The sequence below is a fragment of the Leifsonia sp. KNZ12-8B genome (assembly GCF_056755495.1).
Window position 1 is genome coordinate 26,065 of sequence record NZ_JBPGXM010000002.1, and the last position, 24,466, is coordinate 50,530.

A 24,466-nucleotide genomic window follows, 5' to 3' on the forward strand; every position below is an offset into this window, starting at 1 on the left:
ATGCGGAACGAATGGCGTCCATCCTGCACCCGCGTCAGGCCGAGCCCCTCCCCCGCATTACGCCGCTTTACGAGGTCGTCGGCCGGCTGAGAAGGTCGGCGTGGTGGATGGCCGCCACGTTCGGATGCGCCCGGAGGCGGTAGCGGAGAGCGTTGTCGCCGTAGGTCTCGAGGATCGGGCTGTCGGTCGGATCGGACGAGAGGCCGCGCGCGTCCGCCTTCAGCTCGGGCGGCAGCTCCAGGCGCGGCACGGTCGAGTCCAACGCCGGGTTGAAGAAGAAGGGGATCGAGATGCGGTCCGTTCCGAGCCGCGGGGACTCGACGCGGTGGAGGGTCGCCTTCAGATAGCCGTCGGTCGCCAGCTCGAGCATCTCACCGATGTTGACGACGAACGCTCCGGGAATCGACGGGGCGTCGATCCAGGCCCCGTCGTGCTCCACCTGCAGCCCGCCCTTGCCGGGCTCGACGAGCAGCAGCGTCAGCACACCGCCGTCACGATGCGCGCCGACGCCCTGCTCGGCGACCTCGGCGCTCGCGCCCGGGTAACGCACGATCTTGATGAGCGAGAACGGGTGGTCCGCGAACGCCGCGTCGAACACGTCCGCCGGGGAGCCGAGTGCCACCGCCCACGTGCGCAGAAGCCGCAAGGAGAGCGCACTGAGCTGTTCGCGCCAGCGGGTGATCGCGCTCTGCAGCTCCGGGAGGGCCTCCGGCCACAGGTTCGGTCCCTCCAGCCGCTGGAAGGCGGGGCCGCCATCCACGGTCTCGCGCTCCTCCCCGATGTCGATCTGCTCGCGCCAGTCGACCACGCCGTTGGTCAGCTCACCGCCCGTGCGCGTGTACCCGCGGAACTGCGGGCTGCGCACGTTCTCGATCGCGAGCTTGTCCGCTTCCGGCAGGTCGAAGAACCGTCGGGAGACATCCAGCACCTCGTCGATCAGCTCCTGCGGGATGCCGTGGCCGACCAGGTAGAAGAACCCGACGTCGTGCGTGACCTCGCGCAGCTTCGCGCGGAACGCCGACGCGGACGCATCACCCCGATCGAGTTCCGAGATGTCGAGGACCGGGAGTGCGTCGAGAGCCATGGGATCCATGGTCGCAGGAGACGACGCCGATTTTTGCTGTGTTACACGAGCTTTCGACGCCGCCGCCGGTTTGGCGAGAAACCGATCACCGGGTAGTCTGGGCCGCAGCCTCACTCCCCAATGTTTTACTGGGATCGCGGGGCCGCGCGAGTGTAGTTCAATGGTAGAACCTCAGCTTCCCAAGCTGATAGCGCGGGTTCGATTCCCGTCACTCGCTCCAGTTGTCACTTCTTGAGCCGGGTGTGCTTTTTCTGACCGCCTCGGCCAGATGGCACAAGGCTCATCGACGTCGGCACGACACAACACTCGTACTGCTGAAGCCGGCACAAAACCGCGTATCCGCCACTTCCAGTCCGTGGTTATCCCTATACCCGATGGACTGGCGGAGTATCGCGCCGGGATGTGCCGCGCTCAGCAGAACGGCATCGACGACGACGAGTGCCGGACCGTACTCGCCGTCGCCGCTCGATGAGACCAGTCAGTAGGGCCGAGGACGTGCTTCGAAGTCGTGGTCCTCGATGCGGCGGACCGCTTGCTGCAGCACGCGGAGTGCTGCAGCGAGCTCGCCGGGGTCGATTCCCTCGAGCGCGACGTCGCGGACCTCGGCGAAGGGGTCGGGCAAGGTACTCCATAGGGCGCGCCCGGCTGCTGTCAGAGCGAGGATCCTTTGACGTTGATCGGTCGGCGACGCGGTCTGCTCGACCAACCCCTTCTTGACGAGGGTGGTGACGATCCCGCTCAGGCTGGCGCGTTCGATGTGGAGTGCGGGGCCCAGTTCGCGCTGCGCGGTAGGTCCGTTGCCGGCGAGCTGATAGAGCACGGCCCACTGGGTAGATCCGATGCCGTGTCCGCGGAGCACGGCATCGACAGCCGCCCTGTTGGCGAAGTAGTAGCGCTTGGCCCAGGTGCCCAGTGACGTCGCCTCGGCATCGGTCATGGGCTCAGTTCTACCAGGGGATCGGAGTGTTCTCCCAACGGGTGAAGGTGCCGGTCGGGCCGTCGGGGCCCAGCAGGCAGACCCGCACGACCTCCCGCGAACCGTCCTCCAGAGATTCTGTTCCGGCGAAGCTGTTGAGGTTGGTGGCGGTGAATGCCGGGGACACGAGGTTGACCTTGATGTCTGTGGCCTCCAGCTCGATCATCATCGCCAAGGTGATCGCGTTCAGAGCCGCTTTCGAGGCCGGGTACACCGGCCCGAACATCGAGTGATACGGATAAGACGGCTTCGCGTTCTCCGTCAGCGAGCCGACGCCGCTCGACACGTTCACGATCCGGGCGTCGGTGGATTCCCGCAGCAGCGGGAGCATCGCCTGATACACCGCGAGTGCGCCGAACACATTCGTCTCCCAGACTGTGCGGATCTCTGCCAACGATGCGGTACTGGCTTTGTTCGCCGCCTCGTAGTCCGCCAGGAAATCACCGGCGCCCTGGACCGAGCGGGAGATGCCGGCGTTGTTGACGAGCAGATCCAAGCGGCCGTAGTCGTCTCCGATGCGTCGCGCGGCGGCGGCAATCGATTCCGCGTCAGTCACGTCGATCTGGATGGCTACTGCTCCAGGTCCGATCTCCTCGGCCGCGGCCGACCCGCGGCCGAGGTCTCGTGATCCGAGGAGCACAGTGACGCCGTTGGCGGCGAGCTCCTTGGTGACCTGGTATCCCACCCCTTGGTTCGCACCGGTGACCAGTGCAATGCGTTCTCCAGCCAATGCCTTCCCCCTTGTTCGGTACCCAACGATTATTGTTCGCTACCATACGACCCGTCAAGGCGTCGTATGCATCACATCCGCGCTTGAATCATGAGGAGTCCCGCCCGCCGGCTGCCCGCTTGCGTGCTACAGTTTCGCGTATGATCACGCGTGTGCACGCATATCTTCCGGCTCTGGTCAGAGCCGGCGTCGTGTAGCGCGCGTTCCTAACTGGTCAGAGCCCCAAGGCAAGGACATTCGTCCTTGCCTTTTCGTGTATCCGCGGGAGGCTCTGGCCCGTCCACTCCTCTCGTCGCGTGGAGAGGAAACCCATGTCTCGGGCAGATGAGATTCTTGAACCGATGTGGCGGACGATCGACTCGATCATCGATGAGGAGGCCCTGCGACAGCGGCTGGATACGGGCGAGCGACTGCGCATCAAGTACGGCGTCGATTTGACCGCTCCCGATCTTCATCTGGGCCACGCGGTGAACCTCTGGCTGATGCGTCATCTGCAGGACCACGGACACAAAGTGGTCTTCCTCCTTGGCGACCTGACCACTCAGGTGGGAGACCCGACGGGCAAGAGCGAGACTCGTCCCGTCCTCTCCGAAGATGCGATCGAGGCCAACGCGCGGGCGCTCCTGGACCAGGTCTCGGTCGTGCTCGACACCGATCCGGAACTCTTCGAGGTGCGCCGGAACTCGGACTGGTTCGGGCGCATGCCGATCTCGGAGCTGCTGGGGCTGTTCAGCATGACGACGCACGCTCAGCTCATGGCGCGGGACATGTTTCGTGACCGCGTTGCCGCTGGACGCGAGATCGCCCTGCATGAGCTGACGTACCCGGTGTTTCAGGGCTACGACAGTTTCGCGATGCACAGCGACCTGACCATCGTCGGCTCCGACCAGCTTTTCAACGAGATGATGGGCCGTCAGTTCCAGCAGCGCCTCGGCGCGCGCCCACAGAGCATCGTCACCACCGTGATCACCCCCGGGCTGGACGGCGGCCCGAAACAGTCGAAATCTCTCGGCAACTACGTTGCGCTCACGGACACGGCGACCGACAAGTTCGGGAAGATCATGAGCCTCAGCGACGACCTTGTCCCGACGTGGGCTGGCGCTTACACCGCCCTCGCGGATTCAGATCTTGCCGAGATCCATTCGGACGCGGAGGCCGGCGGCACGCGAGCCCGCGACGCCAAACTGCGGCTGGCCGAGGCCGTCGTCGAGCGCTACCACGGCACCGCAATCGCCGCCCAGGAGCGTTACGCTTTCGCCGACGTGTTCTCGCGAGGTGCGGCCCCCGAGGACATCCGGGACGTCTCGGTGGTTGAGAGCGAGCTCACCGCGTTGGGCCTGCTCGAACGTGTCCGGCCCGACATCAGCCAGTCCGCCCGCAGGCGCTTGCTCGCTCAGAACGCGGTCCGCATCGACGGACGGGTCATCAGCGATCCAGACGAACGGATCATCGTCAGCGACGGAAGCATCGTCCGAACCGGCAGGCGAGCATGGGCACGAGTCAGGCGGAGATAGTCACCTCCACAGCCAACGCAAGGCATCCGGGAGAAGAACGCCACCGTGGTTGGGGCTGTGTCCTCCGTCGCCCACGACCAGACGGAGGTCGTATCCGGCACGGGCGAGTGCCGCGGCAGTTTCCAGGTTCTCCGCGAACCAGTTGTCCTCCGGGGCGTTCCAATTGAGGTCTCGGTGGGCCGCGTGGACGAAGACGCGGAGGTCTCGTGGTGGTTCTTGGGCGAGCAGTTCCGGGTAGGGGTTGCCGTGGGGCATCTGCGCGAAGCTCGCATTGAAGGTGATCACGCGCCCGATCGCATCCGACCGGTTCCATGCCGCCGTGAACGCGGCGTTACCACCGCTGCTCCCGCCACAGATGCCCGTCATCGACGCTTTCTCGGAGAGCCGGTGCCGGGAGCGGACGAGCGGAAGGACCTCCTCGATGAGGAAGTCCGCGTATCGGCTGTCGTCAGCGTCGTACTCGACGTTGCGGTTCTTGATCGCCTGCCCGTCTTCGTCCCGGATGCCCGGATCGACGAAGACGCCGATGACCGGCGGGATGGCGGTCGCCGCGGAGAGGCTGTCGAGCACCGTCCCACCGCGGACATCGCCGTCCGGATCGAGGTACCACCAGCCGTCGTTGAAGAACATGACCCCGGCCTCGGCGTCGGACGGGAGTCCGGCGGGCCGATGGATCCAGATCGTCCTCGACGTCGCCGGGTAGAAGCGGCTGCCGGTGAGGCGGAACTCCTCGACGTCACCCCGAGCAACGGCTGGGTCGGGAACGGAATCCGGACCGTACTCGTAGACGACGTCGGCCTCGTCCAGCGCGAGGGATTGGAAAGGAACCGTCGTCGACACATCTCGACCCTACTTGCGGCCGGCCGGCACCCGTCCTGTACCCAGCAGGTGGTTGCTGAAGTCGCGGATGTCGGGCGCTTCTTCAAAGGTGATGGCGAGACGTTTGGCCGCTTCGTAATCCGAGCCCGAGACCTCCGCGGTGGTCTCGAGGGCGAGCCCCGCCGGCCCTTCGAGCCCGATCACTCGCACGTCGGTCAGGCCAGCTGCCCTCATCTCCTCGTGCAATTCGCGAGGCGTGTGGAAGTGCCCCGCAGGGAAACGCAGCGATGGGACCGGCGTGCCGTGCCGAAGCAGGTCCAGCCACGCGTCCGGTGATTCGTCCAACAGCGCCGGGTCCAGAGCCGCCGCTGCAAAGGCGGAGAGCCGAGGTATCGCCGCAGCGTGTACGAATCCGCCTGCCCTGGTCACCCGGCGCGCTTCTCGCAACGCCGCGAGCCGGGCCTCACGCGAGGCGAGATGGTAGAGGGGACCGGCCATCAGCACGGCGTCGAAGCAACCGTCCGGGAATTCAAGCTGCCGCGCATCACCCACGGCCGCGAGAAAGGTGCCCGCCCGCTGGGCCGCGGCGACGTGACTCTCGACGGGGTCGACGAGCACGACCTCGTACCCGTCGGCGGCCAGGGCGGCTGCGTGAACGCCGGTTGCGCCGCCGACGTCGAGGATCCGCGCGGGTGCGGGAGTGGCGCTACGGACGATCTCCTGCGTGCGTTCCAACTCGAGGCGTACTTGCGCTGAGCGCCTCGTGAGTCGCGCGTCCTCCTCGAAGACTCCGCCGTAGAACGACTGGATGGCCTCATCGATCCGCTGCTGATCCACACGTCATCATGCCCCGGGAAGCCGTTGCTTCGTCAAGGGTCGTGTGCGTTGCGCAGTGCTGAGGGCTTATGGGCTGTCGAGACGGGACCGATCGCCGTGATCGCGCGAATCAACGCGGCACACCCGCGGTCGCATCACTTCGTGCGGTCGATGAGCAGATCGAGCGCACCGGCGGGGTAAAGCGGCGGTGCATTCGTCTGCAGGTCCCGTATGGGGAACCAGGCCACGGTCGCTCCGGTGTCCAGGATGGTGAGTTCGTCATCCAGCCCGACGCGATCGAGCTCCTCCGACTCGACGGAGAAGACATGCACGATCTCGTGACCGGGCTGCCCCTCGAACTCGAAGAGGTTCTCGATGACTCCGAGCAGGCGCGTCGGTCGAACACTGACATCGAGCTCCTCGCGGTATTCCCGAACGAGTGCCTCTTCCGCACGTTCCCCGAAGTCGATTCCTCCGCCTATCGCGCGGCAGAATGTTTCGCCGGTCATCCGGTCGCCGCCTACCGAAACAAGCACATGGTCGCCACGGCGAGGAAGCCCTACGGCGAGGTTGCGGATGACATCGACCATCGTCCCATCATGCAACGCAACCCAGTAGTCGGATCTACGGGAAACGGCCGGAACCCCTGAATGAGGACTTCCGGCCGCTTTCCTCGGGGTCTAGTTGATCGGTGCGATCATGCCGCCGTTGACGTACACGGTCTGGGCGGTGATCCATCGTGCGTCCGGGGCTGCGAGGAAGCGCACGACGGGTACGACATCGTCGGGCTCGCCGATGTCGCCGCTGATGGTGAGGCCCTTGAGCCAGGCGATGGTCTCGGGCGTCTCCACGTCGTAGAAGAACTTCGTCTTCTGAGGCCCGGGCGCGACGGAGTTCACGGTGATCCCCCGCGAGCCGACCTCCTTGGCGAAGGCTTTCGTGAACTGCTCGACCGGCGACTTGCTGCCGGTGTAGGCGGCGTAGGTGGGCGCGGTGAATGCCAGTTGGGTTGTGACCAGGTTGATGATGCGGCCATTGTCGGCCATACGGTTCGCGGCCTCCGCCATGAGGAAGAACGGGATCTTGGCATTGATGAGGAACGAGTTGTCGTACTCTTCCTCGGTGGTCTCGGCGAGCGGCTTCCGGACGATGAGCCCGGCGGTGTTGACGAGGATGTCCCATCGCCCGAAACGGGCGATGGTGGCGTCGATCAGTTTCTTGATCTCGGCCACGGCCGTGAGGTCGGCCTGGTACGCGAGGGCCTGCACACCGAGGTCCTCGAGGTCCTTCACGGTCGCGTCGGCGTCTGCGGCGCTACTGGCCGAGTTGTAGTGAACGACGACGTCGGCTCCGTCTCCCGCGAGGGATTTGGAGAAGAGCCGTCCGAGGTTCTTCGCGCCGCCGACGACGATGGCGACCTTTCCGTCCTGGATTCCGGTCATGACGTGTACTGCCTTTCTTGTTGGTGAGCTGCGACGGGAAGGAGCCGGCCGGCTACTTCGACTCCGGCGTTTGCAGCGCGGGATGGAGAACATCGGCGAGGCCGATGCGGGTCAGAAAGTTCACTCGGATGGCGTCAGCGACGTCGGAAACCGTCTTCGACCCGTCATCCACCGGGTCGACCGTCGAACGGAACGGCCGCTGGCCGTCGGGAAGGGCGACGATGCGGGCGACCTCTTCAGCGACCTGAGCCGGGTCCTGGTCGGCAGGGGCGAGTGCGGCGAGCTTGGCGGCCACATCGGAGAGCAGCCCGGGGTATTTCTGGTCGTACTCGGCTTCGACGCGCTTGTCGTCGGGGGTCCACGCGGTAGCGAAATGCTCGGTCCCCTTCGTGAACGACCCCGGTACGACGATCGAGGTCTCCACGCCCCACCGGGCGAGCTCGTCAGCGTACGAGACAGCGAGTGCGTCCATCGCAGCCTTCGCCGCGAAGTACGGCCCCAGGTACGGCGGTGTGCCGCCCTTGACGCTGGAGCTGGAGATCCAGATCACGAGCCCGCGTCCTGCCCTCCGGAGATGCGGCAACGCCGCCCGATTCAAGCGCTGGGTGCTGAGCACGTTGACGTCGTAGAGCGCTGTCAACTGATCGAGGGTGAAGGCTTCCGCGGGCCCGGTCACCATGTGGCCGACGTTGTGGATGAGGACGTCGATGCGGCCCTGCTCGCCGATGACGGTGTCGACCGCGTCGTCGACGGACTGCTGTGATTGCGAGTCCATCTCCACGATGTTCAGCGCCACGCTGTGTTCGGTGGCGTACGCCTTGGCCTCTTCGACCCGGCTTCGGTTGCGGCCATAGATGTCGCGTATGCCGCCGTAGACGGTGTGGCCGGCGTCGGCGAGCGCCCGCGCTGTGAGGGCGCCGAAGCCGGAACCCGCCCCGCTGATCAGTACTACTTCGCTCATTGGACCTTCCTTTCTCGCAGGTCCAGTTCAGCGAGACGCCCGACGGTTCGAATCGGTCAGATGACTCGACGAAAGCAATCGAGTCCGGAAATCGCGACGGTTCGGTCAGGAGGAGCGCGTGAGAGCCCCACGTTGCTAACGACACAGCCGCCCGAGCTTCGCGGTTCGGGACAGTTCGGTGATGGACCGGCTTGCGGACATCCTGAGGCGGGAAGGTTCCGACGACGCGCTATCGAACGAGCGGCACGATCCGCAAGCATGGCCGCTTGGAAGCACCGGCCTTGTCATCGGAGAACGAACCATGAGTGGCACGACCCTCTTCGGATGGGGACCCGACCACGAAGTCGAAGCGACCGCGATCCAGTCCACCGTCACGAAAGAGGTGCCATGAGCGCGTCGTGCGCGGACGGCCGCGATACGTAGGGCTCCACCGACGGAAATGTGCTGCAAAAGCTAGGGTCGAACCATGCCGATGTCGCCCTACGTTCGATCCCTACGCGAACGTGTCGGACATGATCTGCTACTCCTGCCCGGCGTGACGGCCGTGATCCGCGACGGTGATCATTTCCTCCTTGCACGACAGCGGGACACCCAGCGATGGAGTCTCATCGGCGGCGGTATCGAGCCTGGGGAGACGCCGCACGAGGCCGTCGCTCGGGAAGTCCTCGAAGAACTCGGAGTAAGGCCAAGACTCGGCACGATTATCGGTGTTTACGGCGGGCCGCTTTTGGAGACGGTGTATCCCAATGGGGATCGCGTCGCCTATGTCACAACCGCTTTCGAATGTCGCCTACCAAGCCGCCCTCTCACGTTGGAGACCGAAAAGCTGCTTGAGACCGGCTGGTTCACACGCAGTGACGTCGACGGTCTCGTCCGACACGAGTGGATTGACACCGTCCTCAACGACGCCCGCTGAACGATCGCTATGTGTGCGCGCTGGTCGACCCGCTTGCGAACGCGGAGCGATCCACCGGGTAGGTGTCAGTGTTCGATCACCGACATTGCTCCGTCCTCATAGCGGTTGCCGACGGCGGGCTGAAGCGCGTCCAGTCGCGCGATCTGCTCCCGGGTGAGGGTCGTCTGGTCGGCGCCGACGTTCTCCTCGAGCCGGTTCACGTGCTTCGTCCCAGGGATCACGGCAAGATGCGGGCTCCGCGTGAGGAGCCAGGCCAGAGCGACTTGCGCCGGAGTTGCGTCAGCGTCCTCGGCGACCGCCTTGACCTCGTCCACCAGTTGGAGGTTCTTCTTCAGATTTTCACCGACGAAGCGCGGGTTGTTCTTTCGGATGTCGTCGTCCGCGAAGTCTTCCACAGAGCGGATCTGCCCGGTGAGGAACCCGCGGCCGAGCGGTGAGTAGGCCACGAACCCGATACCGAGCTCCTCGAGAACGGGGAGCACGTTCGCTTCGACGTCGCGAGTCCAGAGTGAGTACTCGCTTTGTACAGCGGTGATCGGGAAGACACTGTGTGCGCGACGGATGGTGTCCGGGCCGGCCTCGGAAAGGCCTGCGTGTCGGATCTTTCCTTCAGCGGCCAGTTCTGCGAACGTCCCGGCGACGTCTTCGATCGGCGTGTCCGGGTCGACCCGGTGCTGGTAGTAAAGGTCGATGTAGTCGGTGTTGAGTCGGCGCAGCGATCCTTCCACCGCCGCTCGAATGTTCTCTGGCCGGGAATTGAGCCCTGTCTGCGAACCGCCGACATGGGAGATGAAACCGAACTTCGTTGCGAGAACGACCTGGTCTCGTCGTCCAGCGAGCGCGCGACCGACGAGCTCCTCGTTTGTGTACGGCCCGTACACCTCCGCAGTGTCGATGAAGGTGACGCCAAGGTCGAGCGCGCGCTGGATGGTGCGAATCGACTCGTCCTCGTTCTGACCCGCGCCGGTGTAGTACGCGGACATGGTCATGGCGCCGAGGCCGATGCGTGTGACGTCGAGTGTGCCGAGAGTGGTGTGCTTCATGGTTTCCTTTCTTCGGTTTCTTGTCACGCCTGGTTGCGCGTACGGCGGAATCGCACGGAGGCGATAACAGCGGCGATGAGCGCAAGCACGGTGGCGATGACGATCGTCAGGTCGATTCCCCTGCCCTGCGGGAGGGTCAGGTCGAGAATCAGGGATGTGACGAGTTGTCCGGCAACGGTGCACAGTCCGAGGATGAGCACTCCGGTGACCCGAACGAGCACGGTTGTCGCGGCGATGAAGATGACCGCGGAGACGCCACCCATGTAGAGGAGCGGGTTGGTGGGGAACGAATGAGGGAACCCTGCGGCCAGACCGTGGATGACAGCGACCAGTACGACAACGACGGTACCGGTGAGGAAGTTCACGAAGGTGGCGCCGAGTGCCGAATGGGTTGCCGCGCGGACGCGCCCGTTCACGGCTTGCTGCCAGGCGGTCGCCGCGCCTCCGATGATGGGCAGGATGACGAGCCAAACCGGGATCTGGCTTCCGATGTGCTGCGCGACGGCGAAGCCGACTGCGATGACGCAGAGCGCTGCGCTGATGAATCGAGGCGGTGTGATCAGCCGGCTCCCGCCTGGCCCCACGCCAATCCGGTCGACGATGAGCCCGCTCACGGTTTGACCGGCGACCGCTCCGACGGTGAAAAGCGCAGTTCCGAGCAGTGCGCCTGTGAGGCCCTGGGCGATGACGAAGATGGAGGCGACCGCACCTCCAAGAAGCATCCAGGGCGCGAGAACCTTCTCCCGAATCAGGAGAGGGATCTCGTGTAGCGCTGCGCGCGCTTTGCGGTTGAAGATCAGTCCGATCGCGGTGAGGATCAGGCCGACGCCGAACGCAATTGCCGCGGCGGTGAGCCCGTCGCCCAGAGCGGCGCCGAGCGCTCCGTTGATCCTCGTCTGGAAGGCGAGGAGACCACCGACAATGACAGTGAGGACGACAGCTACCAGGAGGCTGGTGTCACGGCGGCTCCCCGCGCTCTCAGGCGAGGGACTGGCTTGTTGTTGGGTGGAGGATGTCATGGTTTCGCTTCTTCGATGTCGTTACTTCACGGTTACGAGATTCGACGCTACGAACGCCGAGGGCCGGGAGGCAGGCAGAGACGCACCCTGGGTGCCGCGCACCCTGTCTGTGAGCTTGGGGTCAGCGCTGCCCGGCTGGGACGCTGTCGGTGTGGCTAGCGGTGCCTGGTCCGTCCGCGGTCAGACTGCCCAACATCAGCAGTCGTTCTTCGGTCTCGGTCCCGGAGGCGGCTCGGTAAACCTTCATCAGGACGTCATCTGCACCGTTCGGCTGAAGGGTGGTGTATTCGAGTTGCAGCTTCCCGACTTCTGGCCGCATAAGGACGAGAGATCCTGACGTTTTCTCTCGAACTTCCGCTTGTGCCCAAAGGGCGCTGAATGTCGGGCTTCCGATGCTCAACTTGCCGACGATTTCATTGAGCTCAGCATCGTCTGGCATGTAGGCGGCGGCTGACCTGAGGGCTGCGACGCTGCTTCTCGCGACCGCGTCCCACTGGACAAACAGTTCCCTGCCGGCGGGCTCGAGGAAGAGAAGCTCTACGATGTTTCGGACGTTCGCCGGGTTTGAGAACAACGCATCACCGAGTTGGTTCGCGGCGACGATGTTGTATCGGCGGTCGAGGATGACCGTCGGGTTCATTGACCAGTCACCGACCAGCTTGAGCAGATGGCTCGCGATGGGCGTGGGGTTCCCGGCGGACGCTCGCGATGCTGGCTTCGGGGCTGCGATCGCGCGCATATAACGCCGTGCGTCTGGCCCGAGCTTGAGCACTCGCGCGAGTGCGTCGAGGACTTGGGATGACGGGTGCCTTTCGCGGCCCTGTTCGAGACGGGTGTAGTAGTCGACGCTGACGCCGGCTAGGGACGCCAGCTCTTCTCTGCGGAGGCCGCTCACTCGGCGTGTGCCGCCGCCCGGCAGCCCTACGGCCGTCGGGTCCACCTGCGAGCGGCGTGCTCGGAGATAGTCGCCGAGCTCGTTGTGGTTTGCCATATCGGGAACCTACTTCCGCCTGGGGTACAGAGGGAGGGTGTTCCACTCCCCCCATCAGCGCTGTCACTGTCGGGCGGGGTGGACGCCGCAGGGTTACGCGGTCGGCACCCACTTTGGCGCGAAACTGCGGTGTTGCCCTGAGCAATTTGACTCAAATCCGCAGGCCCAATCACACGGTCGGGCCGGCGGCCCGTGCTTGCCTGCTTCGTGTCGGAACCTCTCTTGTCTGGGGATCGAGTCATTTAGCTGGGGATGCACCGCTCTTTCGCCGTTACGTTCGCGATAGAAATCTGGCTCAACGCGAGAAACCCGGAGGAGAGATGGCAGTCGATTTGCAGGGATCAGCTCAGGATCGTTTGGCTCAGCTCGATGAGCTGGTCATCGCCGGAGGGACCACCGATGAATGGCTTCTCCGACATCTACGGCTTGCGCTCGGAGAACTAGCCGCTTTGGAACCCGTTTTAGAGATGGAGCTGGAACGTCGCGAGGACTATTGACGGTTCCGATCCGCGGACTGGAGATGTGGTGAGTACTGCTGCGCAGAATCAAGCCAATGTAGGCGTTGTGCTGGTGCACGGCGCGTATGCAGACGGTTCAATATGGAGAGGTGTGATCCGGGAACTGCTGGGTGCGGGCGTCCGAACCACAGCAGTCCAGAACCCTCTGACTTCCTTGGTCGATGACGTGGACGCGGCCAGGCGCGCGATAGAAGCCCAGCCAGGGAAGGTGATCCTCGTCGGTCACTCATGGGCTGGCACGGTCATCAGCGAGGTCGGGGACCACGATAAGGTTGCAGGCTTGGTTTTCGTTTCGGCTCGCGCCCCCGAAGCCGGCGAGAACTTCGCCGACATGGCCGCCCAGTTTCCTGCCCCTCCGATAAGTTCCGGCGTAACGGAGCGGGATGGGTTTCGTCGCCTCAAGGAAGACGCGTTTTATCGAGATCTGGCAAACGGGGTCAGACCGGCAGAGGCGCAGTTGCTGTACGCCGTTCAGGCGCCCATCTCGAGAGATCTGTTCTCCGAGCGGACTTCGAGAGCCGCGTGGAAGGTGCGCCCCAACTGGTACCTGATCTCAACAGAGGATCGTGCGACCGTCCCGTCCCTGCAGCGCTTTCTCGCCCAGAGGATGGGTGCGCGGACCGTCGAGGTCGCTTCGGGCCATCTGCCGATGGTGTCGAATCCCGTCGAAGTGGCAAACGTCATTCACGAAGCTGTCGCGGCAGTTGCGGTAGCGAGTGGTGACTGCATCTAAGCCATCCGTTACCGTGGCCCCGGTTCCTCGAACGTGGCGTCCAGTTGGATTAGCAATTCGGAGACGAAGGCGGTGGGGTCGGTGATCGGCCACGCATGCGGCTGGCCATCCACAAGGGATGTTGCGACTCCAACTTCAGTCCAGGATGCACGGGTTGCCTTCGGTTCAAACACCAGATCGTCGGACACGATGAGCGCACGCATTCGCCGCCGCTCATCCGGCCCCAGCTCCGCGAGAAACGGGCGGTAGTCGAAAGGTGCTCCTAGAGCAGATGTCACGGCGCGGGGATTCGTCATCGCAGTGACTGCAGCAACAGCTGCCACCCGGCCTTCGTCGAACGTTTCGGCGGTCGAATGATCCACCCGGCCGAGGAGAAGCTCGGCATAGGCGCGCTCTCCGCCTTCGGCTGCCCGGAAGAGGATAGGCAACGCGTCTGGCCTGACGGCGCCGTCGGCGGGGTCGCCCTCGGGTAGCGGCGCGAGAACGCTGGGCCCAGCAACGAACGTAGCGCCGCTCGCGTTGCCGAGACCTCCCCTCTGATGCAACCATCCAGCGGTCACACGGCAACCGAACGACCATCCCACGACATGGACTCCGGTAAGTCCGGCAACAACCGCATCGAGGTCTTTCGACCAGGTCAGCTCGTTGATGGCTGCGGTTGTCGCGTCGAGTTGTTTACCGGTGAGCGGTTGGGCAGTGTCGCCGTGTCCTCGAAGGTCGAATGCGATGAGTCGAAACCGTTCCGCCAGTCGACGGTCTCGCATGACACCGGACCACGCCGCATGCGAACTCGCCAGCCCGTGCACAAAAACGATCGGAGAGCCGTCGATGGGCCCGTTTTCGACGACAGGGATATGGACACCATCCACGGCGGTGACGACTCTGGTTCTGAACTCCGCGATCGGATCAGTCGACTCGGTGGTCTGATCGGCCGACATGTTTTCTCCTCTCGGCGAGCAGTCACCAGGTAGGAAGAACCGCAGTGCTGCTGTCGAGATTCTATGGATTGGCCGAGTACGGCAGGTAGAGCGGAAACCCCACAATGGACGGCCTTCGTCCCCGGGCTCTGGTTCGCACGGTCGATCAGACCGTCGCGCCAGTGCGGCGCTACTGCTCCGCAAGGGGAAGCCTTGCTGCGACCTGATGCTTCCCGCCGGGCAGATCCCGCGTTGGTCCTCTTATCTGCCACTAAGCCAGCACCCGGCTCATATCTGGACGCCAGGGACACGGATGACGTTCATGCGCTCGGCGGCACGGCCCACATCCTGTCGAACGCGATGCTGTCGTAGAAGGCGACCGCCTCGACAATCTGGCCGTCACGCATCCTCATGAACCACGCATACGTGTTGTCGTAGACGGTGTCCGCGTTGGTGATGCCTCGCGCCTCGTAAAGGGTGACCACCCAGTCGTCGTCGGCGAGAATGAGGCGGATGTTGGTCGGTTTGACAAAGCCGTGTTTGCTGAACCGCCGCCCGATGGACGCCAGGACGCCGTCGACGAATCCATCCCGCGTGTACGTTCCAGCTGCTGCCGACTCCCCAACGATCTCCCATCGCAGGTCGGGAGCCAGCAGATCCACAATGCTGCCGCTTCCCTCTTTCCACGCCTCGAACGTGTCCGCGATGGTCGCCTTGTTTTTCTCGCTGATGCTGCTCATTGTTTCCTCCGTGGGTTGGGTGTCGGGCTATTCGTCGTCTTCGGTTTCGTCGCGCAGGCGGAGCTCGTTCCGGTCGAGCCGGCCTTGTTGGCGCCGCAATATGACGTCGTCGATCAGGCGCTGCCTGCGGAGTTTGAAGAGAGCGGTGCGTTGGGATGGAATGAGCGCAAGCTCGAGCGCACGCTCCTCCGCGGTCGCGGTCCGGGGTTGGGCATCGTGCTGGGTCTCTTGCTGGCGGTGGATTCCGGCTAGCAGGTCATCCATCCGCGTTTGCAGGTCGTTGACCGCTTCCGTCCTGGTGTGGAGTCGCGATGAAACCTCGGGGAGGTCACGAAGCGCAGCTTCGACAGTGCTCTGTTGCGCAAGGAGATCCTCGCTGCGTTCGTCTTCGTCACCCGCGTATCGGGCGTATCGGATGACACCGAGCATGCTCGGCCCGAGCACGACAAGTGTGAGGAGGATCACTGCGATGGTTGTGCTGATGATGACGTCTCGGCCGGAGAGGGGATCGCCCGCAGCTGTCGTTGTCGGGATCGAGAGCGCTGCGGCGAGGGAGACAGCTCCGCGGAACCCTGCCCAGCTCAACGGTAAGCGCTGGCGTTGCGTGACGGGCGCAATCGGTTTGGGCTGTCGCGTCAGCCGCAGGGTGAACGGTGTCACGCTGACCCATGCGATGCGGAGCGCGATGAGGGCACCGGTGCAGGCTATGCCGACGATGATTGCCTGCATCGTACTTGGGCCGTCGTATTTGAAGACGATGCTGGTCTGCACGCCGATAACGACGAAGAGCGTGCCACTGAGAAGGAACGTCGTTAGCTGCCAGAAACCAAACGATTGGGACCGCATCGAAGCAGTAATGACATGCGGGCCGATCTGGCTGAGGAGCAGCCCGGCGGTCACGACGGCGACAACTCCTGAGACTTCGATTTTCTCGGCGATTATGAACGCAGCGAAAGGTGTCAGCACACTGATTGTGCTGTTCAGGAGCTTGTCTCCGCGGATAAGCAAGCGGGCAAGCACGGCGAGGAAACCGACGACAACTCCAATCGCGATTGCTGCGATGTAGGAGTACGCGAATTGCACGGCTACCGATCCGAACGACACACCACGTCCGTCAGCTGCAGCTGATACCGCGACACCGTAAAGGACGAGTGCGGTGCCGTCATTGATCAGGCTTTCCGTGCGAAGCACCGTGCGGATGCGCCGCGGCAAGCGGCGGAGCACGAAACTGACAGCGGTTGCATCTGTCGGGGCCAGCACCGCACCGAGGAGGAGGGCAGAGGTCCACGTCATCCCGAACGCGTGACCGATGAGCGTCACCACACCTGCCGTCGCGAGGACCAGCCCCACCGACAGGGAAGCTATCACCACCCAATTGCGGCGGATCTCGCGCAGCGAGGTATTCAAGGACTCCCAGTAGAGAAGTGCCGGAACGAAGACAGTAAGTAGGATCTCCGGCGGGATAGTCACCGCATCGGCGATCCCCGGAATGATCCCGACAACGGCGCCGACGATAATTGCGAAGACCGGCAGAGGTACTCTTGCCTGCCTTGACAGCACACCTGCAACAAGGATGGCGAGGCCGAGGAGGACCACGACCAGCAGCCCATTCATGGTTTGCGACGGTTAGCCGCTCGGTGAAGGCCGGGAGTGGGCCTGGGGGTTCCCCGGTGCCGTGCGCCGAAGTCACCTCCCACAGCCGCCGCTGGAGTGCATCCCATGCCCTGCCCCGCCTCTCGCTCGGTTCCCAAAGCTCAATTCCAGCATCTAGATCCGGCCGTACGGTTTCGTCAGTCGAATTACTCGATCCCACGACCGAATCAAACGAGCCGGACCATGCGTCTGATCGGTGTGACGTCAGTCAGCCTTCAACGCGTTGGACTCCCGTTCGAACAAGGCTGCGTAGCTGATTCCGGCGATTACCGCGCCGAGGAGCGGAGCGACGACGCTCATCCACAGTTGTGTCAGCGCGGTCGATCCGCCGTAGATGGCGGTTGCGATGCTGCGGGCCGGGTTGAACGAGCCGTTGGAGACCGGGATTGCGATCAGAGCGACAAGGAGCAGGGTCAGTCCGATGGCAACCGGCGCGGTGGCCGGGTTCGATCGTTCACTAGTGACGGCAAGGATCACCCAGAGGAACACGCAGGTGGTGACCACCTCGATGAGGAAGCTAGACGGCAGCGGGAAGCCTCCGGGGGACAACGGCCCCCAACCGGTGGAAGCGAACCCCGTGGCTCTCGCGTCGGCGAGGAACTGATGAGGGCCGCCTGCCGCGATGATGACGAGCAGCGACGATCCGATTACTCCGCCGACGATCTGAGCGAGCACATACCCGGGAACACGTCGCCACGGATGCCGGCCTGCGATCGCTAGCCCGATCGTGACGGCGGGGTTGAAATGGCCGCCCGAGAGCGGGCCGAACGCGTAAGAGCCGACGAGCACGCTGAGACCGAGCGCAAATGCCACCCCGAAAAACCCGAAGTTCAGCCCACCGTGACCTTGGTCGAACTCAGCGCCGAAGATGGCGGCGCCAGCGACGCTGAACACCAAGATCATCGTGCCGGTCACCTCGGCCGCGAGCTGCGAAGTCGTTGCGGAACGTGTCACCTCAGTGGGGCTTGCGGTTCTTTGCGTCATCTTTCCTCGCCGTTTCGGGGTGAGAGAGCGTGCGGTTTCAGCGCCGGTTGACGCCATAGCTCAGCTTCGCAACGAGAGTCGAGGGTCAGAATCGGTCATTTGACCTCATCGGGTGACCGCATCGGTCGGGGTCGAGTCGTTTGACTGATTCGACTCCGACCACCTCGTTCGGAAAGTGGGATGGACGCGAAATCGTCTCATTCACACCCTTTTGGGAAAGGAACAGGCACATGCCGTACATCACCACAACCGACGGGACCGAGATCTACTACACCGATCAGGGCAGCGGTCAGCCGATCGTATTCAGCCACGGTTGGCCGCTGAGCTCGGACGCCTGGCAGGTGGAGCTGAAGGTGTTCGCTGACGCGGGCTACCGGACCATCGCCCACGACCGCCGCGGTCACGGCCGTTCGTCGAAGACGTACACCGGCAACGACATGACCCAGTACGCGAAGGACCTCGCCGAGCTGATCGAGCATCTGGACCTCCACGACGTCATCCTGGTCGGACACTCCACCGGTGGCGGTGAGGTCGTCCGTTACGCCGCGCAGTTCGGAAAGGGCCGGGTGGCGAAGGTCGTCACCGCCGGCGCTGTCCCCCCGATCATGCTGAAGTCGGAGACGAACCCGGAGGGCACCCCGATCGAGGCGCTGGACGGCATCCGAGAGGGTGTGCTGAAGGACCGTTCGCAGTTCTACGAGGACCTGGCGGTTCCGTTCTACGGCGGCAACCGTGACGGCGCGAACCTCTCCCAGGGCCTCATTGATGACTTCTGGCGTCAGGGCATGCTGGTGAACCTCGCCGCCGCATACGACTGCGTGAAGGCGTTCTCGGAGACCGACCAGACGGAGGACCTGAAGGCCATCGACGTTCCGATCTTCATCGCGCAGGGCGACGACGACCAGATCGTTCCGATCGCCGCGGCGGCGGAGAAGTCCATCAAGTTGGTCAAGGACGGCACCCTGAAGGTCTACCCGGGCGCTTCCCACGGTATCTGGGGCGCCTACCAGGAGCAGCTGGACAAGGACATCCTCGAGTTCATCAAGAAGTAGCGACACCGTTACGAGGCCCCCGCGGATTCGATCCACGGGGGCCTCGTTGTGCGCCCTCAACTTGCGGGCTCGATCACCTCAGCGCAGCTGATGATCCTGGGGTGCTAGCCCACGGCGTCGACGGCGTTGGAACGTCCCACAATCAGTGGGTCGACCCCGGTGAAGGGGAACTGGGGCAGCTGGCGCTCAGGGACGTCGAACGCCGCAGACAGGACCTCTCGGGAAAACGCCGATGCCGTTGCTCGGTAGCCGATGTCTCCAGGGGTCGGCTGATCGAAGAAGATGAGGAACTGAATCGCCTCCTCTCCCAGGTTCTCGATGTGGTGCGGATATGCGCGCGGGATGAAGTACACGTTGCCCGGCTCGAGCTCGTACGTGTCGAGGGAGCCGTCCGGGTCCAACACCGTCATACGGGCGTGGCCGGACCGAACGTAACCGAGCTCTCCCGTGACAGGATGCCAGTGGGGTTCGCGCATGCCAGTGCTCTGCACGTTCAAGGAGTACATGGAGAGATCGTCCAAGGCCGCCCAGAACTGCTTCCTGGCTAGGCGGGCGTGGCCGTATGGGTAAGACAGCGGCGGGATTTGGCCCTCCATGTCGAAGAGGCGCGCGTTAGGCAAACCGGCGTTGTCAGGGATGCTTGCCCGGCCTTGTCGCTGGACGATCTGCTGTGCGTCATCGCGGTCGAATGCGGCGAAGGCGGATGCGGGGAGGTCGTATGTATTGCCGAGAACGGCGTCGGAAAACGCGTTGAAGCTGCTGTGCAGCGAGAAGTGCGTGGGCTGGTCTGAGCGCAGGGCGGCGATGACCTCAGCCCGCTCCTCTCCGACATTCTCGATGTGATAGACCGCTCCGGACTCCACGTGGTACATCTGTCCCGCTTCTACCAGGAAAGTGGAGAACGAGTCCGCGTTTCCAAGGGTCGACACAAGTACACGACCGGAGACTACATACGCGATCTGGTTCGCGTTCACGTTCCACTGAGGCTCGCGAATCGCACCGGGCTCGAGGACGATCCGCTTGATCGAGAGGCCGTCCAGCAGCGGGAATGAAGTCGAGGTCAGCTGAGCGATGCTCCCGTACTCGTTCTCGTACAGCGGTTCACCTGTGGTGAGCGATGCCACGTGCCGGGATGTTGTGGTCATGATGAGTTGTCCTCCTGATTATGTGAGCTGGTTATCGTTGCATTGACTCTGGCCGGTGTTACCAGCCGAGGGCATGCGTCAACTGACTTGACTGGCACATACATGCCTGCGGGCGATGGTCGAAGCGCCGATTGACGCTGGCCTGGTGACGACGCCTTCCAACGGCGACGTCATCAGCTCGGCGGCCAGCTGCCAGGCCCAACGACGTGATTCTTGTTATGGCGAGGGGAAAGGTTGCGGCCAGCGGGCAACCCACCCTTCAGAGGATCCGAATGGACGCCTCTGGTGTCGCTACTCGGAAGGTGAACGTCTCTTCGAGGTAGAAGCTGACGGTGCTTTCGGAGTGGTTGACGTATCCGACCGCGATGTCCTGGCCCGATTCGTAAAGGAAGTCCCCGCCTCGGAGGCTGAGGACTACGCAGCCGGCGATTCCCGGCGCCCATTCGACCGGCCCGTCGAGGATCTCGTGAAGGTGGGCGAGCAGAGGTGAGCCACCACTGTCGCTTCCGCCAGTGGCGGCAATCCAGGTGTCGGTGTCGACGGCGAGCCCGTAGGGGCCACCGATGCCTTCGTGCTGAAGGGCGGCGATCGCGGCTGCAACCTGCTGCGTGAGTTGGGCTGGGTTGTCGTCTCGGGTGAGCGGGCTGAGCGGGGACGCTTGTCCCGCACCGACGATGCCAGCTTCGTCCCAGCCGTCGAGGATGGCTCGGTTTTCGTTGCTGGCGATCCTGGCGGCGGCGTCGTCGAGCGGGCCGTAGTCGGCGTCGACAGCCCCGCGGGCGGCGCTGTCGAGTTCCCCACGGTTGAGCGTGAAGTCGGCTCGGACTTCGACGACCCGGATGACATCGCGTGAACGTGCAATCAGTCCGGTTTCCGGGGCGGAGATGACGTCGCTGACCCGCCCGGTGGAGGTAGCGGAATGCTTCCATCCGAGCGGTCCTGCGAAGTCGACGAGTTTACGTCCGCCGAGGGCCGGCGCCAGCCGGGTTCGCGCTTCGTCGTCGATCTGCGCCCATACGTCCGCGGAGACCGGAGCAAGGTGACGGAGAAGGTGGTCCATTGTGCTGCCTTTCATGTTCAGGCGCGCAGAGCGCCGAGGCCGAGAGAAATGTCGTTGGTGGTGGGAGCCGCCGGGCTATCGTCGAAGGAGTCGAACAGCTCAAGGGCTGGAGCGAAGAACACGTTCCCGGTGACTGGGGTGGAGAAGTCGAGGATGCGGTCGTGGGCGCCGGGCGGGTCGCCGATGAACATCCGCTCGAGCATGCGTTCGATGACCCAGAGCCGCGCGGAGTAACCGATGAAATAGGTGCCGAACTGGTCGGCGCCGGGCCGCCCGAATGGCATGTTGTCGCGGAGGATCGAGTACTCGTTGCCGGCGTCGTCGGTGATTGTTGACAGCGTTTTGTGGGACCGCTGACCAGATGTGGCGTCTGGCAGTTCGATGTCGTCCGCTTTGGTTCGGCCGATGATGGTCTCTTGCTGCTCGGTCGTGAGTTGAGACCAGGCGTCGATGTTGTGCAGGTATTTCTGGGTGACGATGTAGGACCCTCCGCGGAAGTCGGGGTCTTCATCGTCGACGAGGATCGCGTCTGCGATTTCCCGTCCGACAGGGTTGGCGGTGCCGTCGACGAAACCGAGCAGGTCTCGGGTGTCGAAGTATCGGAACGCGGTCGTTTCGTCGACGACGTCGCCGGCGCCGCGGAGGGTGGCGAGGATCTGCCGTTCCAGTTCGAAGCACAAGTCTTGCCGGTCTGCGCGGATGTGGAACAGGAGGTCACCGGGGGTGGTGACCGCAGTATGGACGCTTCCTTGGATTTCCTGGAAGGGGTGCAGCTCTTTCGGCAGCGGGCGGCCGGTGAGCGGCGGCCACGCGCGAGCGCTGATTCCGGTTACACAGGTGAGGTTCGCTGTCCGGTCCCGGAATCCGACGGACTTCACTTTGTCGCTGACATCGGCGAGCGTTCTACGCACGGTTTCGTATGCTGCCGGGGTGTCGCGCACAGTGAGAGTGAGGAAGATGGCGTGCCGGCCGAGCGGCGCAGCTGTTGCTTGTGCGAGGTTCGCAGCCGCGTCCGCTGTCATTCGTGCGCCTGGTCTGGGGCGAGGTCGCGGTACATCGGCTGCTGGTCGGTGAGCACGGGGACGTCCATCCGTAGGCCGGTCTGTCCCGGATACGTGAAATAGACGGGATAGAGGGACCCAGCCTCGGCGGTGAAGTCGTCGAAAATCACCGTCTGCGTGTTTTTGCGGCCGACTTGGACGACGCCTCCTACGGTGAGGTCCACTGTGCTGTCGGCTTGCGGCTGGCCGTGCGAGATCTGAATGTGGATGTCCTTTTTGCTTTCGTTGACGAAGGAGGCGACGAGGTTTGCCTGATCGTCGCCGACGATGAGAACTGCGTTTGCGACGTACACCGAGCCGACCTGGCCGCTGACCCCGTCGGCGGTTTCGCCGTTTGTCTTTGTCGACTGCGGAACCCACAGGTCGCAGCTGGTGAGGACAGCGGCTATGGCGAGAGCGCCGGCGATCGCTGTGCTGCGGCGGCGGAAGTTGGTGCTGTTCACTTTCCGTCCTCGGTCTGCTCGAACGCCGCCCGGCGCCGGTAGTGCCGCAATATCAGCCATATGGTGAGCACTCCGGCGACCGCTACGACTGCGATTCCGGCGATATACAGGAGGGTGGTTGTCGCGGATACCGCCTCGGCGGTTCGGGCGAGGATGAAGCCTGCTTCGAGTTCCTTGATGGCGCGGCCGTTGAGAAGCAGCGCCGCCGCGGATGCGAGCTCCGATGACGAATCCCAGAGGGCATGGAGAAGGGCTGCACCCGCGTATGCGAGGAGAATCCACCGGGACCAGCGGAACCGAGTTCGCCCGGAAGAGACGCCGAAAATGACGGCTCCAAGGATCGCAGTCCAGAGCACATGCCCTACGGGGGCGAGGATGGCGCGGACGATCTCCGTCTCCAGCAGCGAAGCTAGGTCGATTCCCTGAGAGGTGATCGCTGCGTTGAACGCGTATCCAGCGGATTCGAACGCTGCGAAACCGGCGCCGATGGTCGCCCCCAGAAGAGCGCCCTGCTTGGCGTTCTTGGGGACTACCCGCCACCCGAAAATGACCAGAAGGACACCTTTCACGAACTCTTCGATCAGGCCAACCAAGCCGTAGACCCAGAAGCTCTGGGACAAATCGGCCTCGAGCAGGGAAGCTCCGAGAACACCGAAGATGCCGCCGACGAAGAACGCGAGGATGAGCTGGCGTGTGCTGATATTGCCGGCCACTCGTTCGATGACGAACAACACGACCGCAAATGGGACCAGGAAGCTGCCAACCAAGATAAGGGTCGGGACGAGGTTTGAGTTGCCCGTCAAGGCGGTCACCACCACAGTGACAGCCCACAAGGCTAGACCGGTGAGAAGGGTCTTCCACCACCAGCCGTGATGGTGGTGCGGGTGATGCTGGCGTCGGATCCGATGCCGCCCAACCCGGTCGTCGGCCGGTGGCGATGTTGGAACGTGGGCGTCCGTCGAGGTGCTCACCGTTTCCTCCTCAGTGCGTAGGTGATCGGGACGAGCCTCCCAAGCGGTGGGTTTCGAAGACTTGAGTCAGTTGACTTGTGTTCCTTAAGCGAGCCATGACCCTGCTTAGGAACGCGTCATTCGACCGATGAAGGGAGGCCTGGCGTTTGCTGAGGTGGAAGCATGCCTAAATCCCGTGCCCTGATCGTTGGTCTTGTCGCGCTGTCGTTCGGTGCGGGTGCGACTGACGCGTTCGCGTTCCTATGCCTTAGTGGAATCTTCTCCGCGAACATGACCGGCAACCTGGTCCTCATCGGTTTGTTTAACCGTCCGGGTTATACGCAGACCCTCGTGAGCGCCGGGTGTGCGGTCGTGGCGTTCTCGGCCGCCGCATACTTCTGCTTTCGTGTTGCCCGCACTGCGGGTGGGGTCGCCGCAGGGTTGGCAATGAGCGTTGCCGCTCAGATGCTGGTTCTTGCCGGGTGGGCGGCGGTCGAAGGACACGCGGCACCGTGGGTGCAGGTGGGGCTCGTCGTGTTGTCCAGCGTGGCAATGGGTGCGCAGACTGCAGTGAGCCGCACCGTCGCTCCCCCGCTGACAACGACGTATGTGACGGGCACTCTGATCAGTGTTCTGGAAGATGCTGCCGCGGGACAAGGGAACAAGACCCTTCGGCTGGTGACAATTGCAGCGCTCGTCTTCGGGGCGATCGCAGGGGCCGCGGCTATCGGATGGTCCGCCAACGTGGGACCTGTCCTGCCGCTGGCCGCGACCACCGCGGGAACGGTTCTGGTGCTCGCAGGCACACACCGCAGACTCGACGCGCGGTCTACTTCGGAAGCACACGGCTGAATGATCAACGGACACTGCCCGTCCCGATCGTGCAACACGGTGCAGGT

At 63.9% G+C, this 24,466-nt stretch carries 25 protein-coding genes and 1 tRNA gene; 6 read left to right on the forward strand and 20 right to left on the reverse strand.

Features of this window, described 5'->3' with window-relative positions:
- Positions 1-67: 67 nt before the first annotated feature.
- Positions 68-1,084: an isopenicillin N synthase family dioxygenase gene (locus tag ACR9ZG_RS00425; protein ID WP_481282843.1), complete on the reverse strand. Its 1,017-nt coding sequence runs from the start codon at positions 1,082-1,084 to the stop codon at positions 68-70.
- A 146-nt stretch (positions 1,085-1,230) separates the two neighbouring features.
- Between ACR9ZG_RS00425 and ACR9ZG_RS00430 the strand changes: the two genes are divergently transcribed.
- Positions 1,231-1,304 (forward strand) — tRNA-Gly (locus tag ACR9ZG_RS00430).
- A 258-nt stretch (positions 1,305-1,562) separates the two neighbouring features.
- On the opposite strand, the gene ACR9ZG_RS00435 is transcribed toward ACR9ZG_RS00430, so the two are convergent.
- Together ACR9ZG_RS00435 and ACR9ZG_RS00440 are read right to left on the reverse strand one after the other, a co-directional pair.
- Entirely contained in the window at positions 1,563-2,021 is a 459-nt protein-coding gene (locus ACR9ZG_RS00435) for a MarR family winged helix-turn-helix transcriptional regulator (RefSeq protein ID WP_481282844.1), read from the reverse strand.
- Between the two features lie 10 nt (positions 2,022-2,031).
- The gene (locus ACR9ZG_RS00440; RefSeq protein WP_481282845.1) at positions 2,032-2,790 is read right to left on the reverse strand and encodes an SDR family NAD(P)-dependent oxidoreductase; all 759 of its coding nucleotides are present in this window, start codon (positions 2,788-2,790) and stop codon (positions 2,032-2,034) included.
- Positions 2,791-3,101: 311 nt separating this feature from the next.
- Here ACR9ZG_RS00440 and tyrS point away from each other — a divergent pair, with 311 nt between their 5' ends.
- Positions 3,102-4,304 carry a tyrosine--tRNA ligase gene (tyrS, locus tag ACR9ZG_RS00445; RefSeq protein WP_481282846.1) on the forward strand — a complete coding sequence of 401 codons (1,203 nt, stop codon included), beginning with the start codon at positions 3,102-3,104 and terminating at the stop codon, positions 4,302-4,304.
- On the opposite strand, the gene ACR9ZG_RS00450 is transcribed toward tyrS, so the two are convergent.
- From ACR9ZG_RS00450 to ACR9ZG_RS00470, 5 genes are all read right to left on the reverse strand, one after another.
- Entirely contained in the window at positions 4,305-5,144 is an 840-nt protein-coding gene (locus tag ACR9ZG_RS00450) for an alpha/beta hydrolase (protein WP_481282847.1), read from the reverse strand. It abuts the gene before it with no gap.
- A gap of 9 nt (positions 5,145-5,153) precedes the next feature.
- Positions 5,154-5,960 (reverse strand): class I SAM-dependent methyltransferase, encoded by an 807-nt coding sequence (locus tag ACR9ZG_RS00455; RefSeq protein ID WP_481282848.1) that lies wholly within the window; start codon positions 5,958-5,960, stop codon positions 5,154-5,156.
- A gap of 134 nt (positions 5,961-6,094) precedes the next feature.
- Complete coding sequence (locus ACR9ZG_RS00460; protein ID WP_481282849.1) at positions 6,095-6,529, reverse strand: NUDIX hydrolase; 435 nt, start codon at positions 6,527-6,529, stop codon at positions 6,095-6,097.
- Between the two features lie 90 nt (positions 6,530-6,619).
- Complete coding sequence (locus tag ACR9ZG_RS00465; protein WP_481282850.1) at positions 6,620-7,381, reverse strand: SDR family oxidoreductase; 762 nt, start codon at positions 7,379-7,381, stop codon at positions 6,620-6,622.
- Positions 7,382-7,433: 52 nt separating this feature from the next.
- Complete coding sequence (locus tag ACR9ZG_RS00470; protein WP_481282851.1) at positions 7,434-8,342, reverse strand: SDR family NAD(P)-dependent oxidoreductase; 909 nt, start codon at positions 8,340-8,342, stop codon at positions 7,434-7,436.
- Between the two features lie 466 nt (positions 8,343-8,808).
- Between ACR9ZG_RS00470 and ACR9ZG_RS00475 the strand changes: the two genes are divergently transcribed.
- Positions 8,809-9,258 carry an NUDIX domain-containing protein gene (locus ACR9ZG_RS00475; protein ID WP_481282852.1) on the forward strand — a complete coding sequence of 150 codons (450 nt, stop codon included), beginning with the start codon at positions 8,809-8,811 and terminating at the stop codon, positions 9,256-9,258.
- A gap of 65 nt (positions 9,259-9,323) precedes the next feature.
- Here ACR9ZG_RS00475 and ACR9ZG_RS00480 read toward each other — a convergent pair whose 3' ends face one another.
- The 3 genes from ACR9ZG_RS00480 to ACR9ZG_RS00490 all read right to left on the reverse strand — a co-directional run bounded on the left by ACR9ZG_RS00480 (position 9,324) and on the right by ACR9ZG_RS00490 (position 12,311).
- Complete coding sequence (locus tag ACR9ZG_RS00480) at positions 9,324-10,301, reverse strand: aldo/keto reductase (protein WP_481282853.1); 978 nt, start codon at positions 10,299-10,301, stop codon at positions 9,324-9,326.
- Positions 10,302-10,324: 23 nt separating this feature from the next.
- Positions 10,325-11,320 (reverse strand): DMT family transporter, encoded by a 996-nt coding sequence (locus ACR9ZG_RS00485; protein ID WP_481282854.1) that lies wholly within the window; start codon positions 11,318-11,320, stop codon positions 10,325-10,327.
- A 121-nt stretch (positions 11,321-11,441) separates the two neighbouring features.
- The gene (locus tag ACR9ZG_RS00490) at positions 11,442-12,311 is read right to left on the reverse strand and encodes a helix-turn-helix transcriptional regulator (protein WP_481282855.1); all 870 of its coding nucleotides are present in this window, start codon (positions 12,309-12,311) and stop codon (positions 11,442-11,444) included.
- 570 nt (positions 12,312-12,881) lie between these two features.
- Here ACR9ZG_RS00490 and ACR9ZG_RS00495 point away from each other — a divergent pair.
- Complete coding sequence (locus tag ACR9ZG_RS00495) at positions 12,882-13,562, forward strand: alpha/beta fold hydrolase (RefSeq protein WP_481282856.1); 681 nt, start codon at positions 12,882-12,884, stop codon at positions 13,560-13,562.
- An 8-nt stretch (positions 13,563-13,570) separates the two neighbouring features.
- On the opposite strand, the gene ACR9ZG_RS00500 is transcribed toward ACR9ZG_RS00495, so the two are convergent.
- From ACR9ZG_RS00500 to ACR9ZG_RS00515, 4 genes are all read right to left on the reverse strand, one after another.
- Positions 13,571-14,500, reverse strand: coding sequence for an alpha/beta fold hydrolase (locus ACR9ZG_RS00500; RefSeq protein ID WP_481282857.1), 930 nt, complete (start codon positions 14,498-14,500; stop codon positions 13,571-13,573).
- Positions 14,501-14,799: 299 nt separating this feature from the next.
- The gene (locus ACR9ZG_RS00505) at positions 14,800-15,219 is read right to left on the reverse strand and encodes a nuclear transport factor 2 family protein (protein ID WP_481282858.1); all 420 of its coding nucleotides are present in this window, start codon (positions 15,217-15,219) and stop codon (positions 14,800-14,802) included.
- A 27-nt stretch (positions 15,220-15,246) separates the two neighbouring features.
- On the reverse strand, positions 15,247-16,833 hold the full coding sequence (locus ACR9ZG_RS00510; RefSeq protein WP_481282859.1) for a Na+/H+ antiporter: 1,587 nt from the start codon (positions 16,831-16,833) through the stop codon (positions 15,247-15,249).
- Positions 16,834-17,076: 243 nt separating this feature from the next.
- The gene (locus ACR9ZG_RS00515; RefSeq protein WP_481282860.1) at positions 17,077-17,826 is read right to left on the reverse strand and encodes an aquaporin; all 750 of its coding nucleotides are present in this window, start codon (positions 17,824-17,826) and stop codon (positions 17,077-17,079) included.
- 260 nt (positions 17,827-18,086) lie between these two features.
- Between ACR9ZG_RS00515 and ACR9ZG_RS00520 the strand changes: the two genes are divergently transcribed.
- Positions 18,087-18,908, forward strand: a complete 822-nt coding sequence (locus ACR9ZG_RS00520; protein WP_481282861.1) for an alpha/beta fold hydrolase — start codon at positions 18,087-18,089, stop codon at positions 18,906-18,908.
- Positions 18,909-19,012: 104 nt separating this feature from the next.
- On the opposite strand, the gene ACR9ZG_RS00525 is transcribed toward ACR9ZG_RS00520, so the two are convergent.
- The 5 genes from ACR9ZG_RS00525 to ACR9ZG_RS00545 form a co-directional block, all read right to left on the reverse strand.
- Positions 19,013-20,053 (reverse strand): cupin domain-containing protein, encoded by a 1,041-nt coding sequence (locus ACR9ZG_RS00525; protein WP_481282862.1) that lies wholly within the window; start codon positions 20,051-20,053, stop codon positions 19,013-19,015.
- Between the two features lie 259 nt (positions 20,054-20,312).
- Positions 20,313-21,113: a family 1 encapsulin nanocompartment shell protein gene (locus ACR9ZG_RS00530; protein ID WP_481282863.1), complete on the reverse strand. Its 801-nt coding sequence runs from the start codon at positions 21,111-21,113 to the stop codon at positions 20,313-20,315.
- A 17-nt stretch (positions 21,114-21,130) separates the two neighbouring features.
- Positions 21,131-22,135, reverse strand: coding sequence for a Dyp-type peroxidase (locus ACR9ZG_RS00535; RefSeq protein WP_481282864.1), 1,005 nt, complete (start codon positions 22,133-22,135; stop codon positions 21,131-21,133).
- Positions 22,132-22,617: a hypothetical protein gene (locus ACR9ZG_RS00540; protein WP_481282865.1), complete on the reverse strand. Its 486-nt coding sequence runs from the start codon at positions 22,615-22,617 to the stop codon at positions 22,132-22,134. Before ACR9ZG_RS00540 ends, ACR9ZG_RS00535 begins: the two co-directional genes overlap by 4 nt.
- Positions 22,614-23,588: a PrsW family glutamic-type intramembrane protease gene (locus tag ACR9ZG_RS00545; protein ID WP_481282866.1), complete on the reverse strand. Its 975-nt coding sequence runs from the start codon at positions 23,586-23,588 to the stop codon at positions 22,614-22,616. The genes ACR9ZG_RS00540 and ACR9ZG_RS00545 overlap by 4 nt, the downstream gene beginning before the upstream one ends.
- A 162-nt stretch (positions 23,589-23,750) precedes the next feature.
- On the opposite strand from ACR9ZG_RS00545, the gene ACR9ZG_RS00550 reads away from it, so the two are divergent.
- Positions 23,751-24,419, forward strand: a complete 669-nt coding sequence (locus ACR9ZG_RS00550) for a YoaK family protein (protein ID WP_481282867.1) — start codon at positions 23,751-23,753, stop codon at positions 24,417-24,419.
- Positions 24,420-24,466 lie beyond the last annotated feature (47 nt).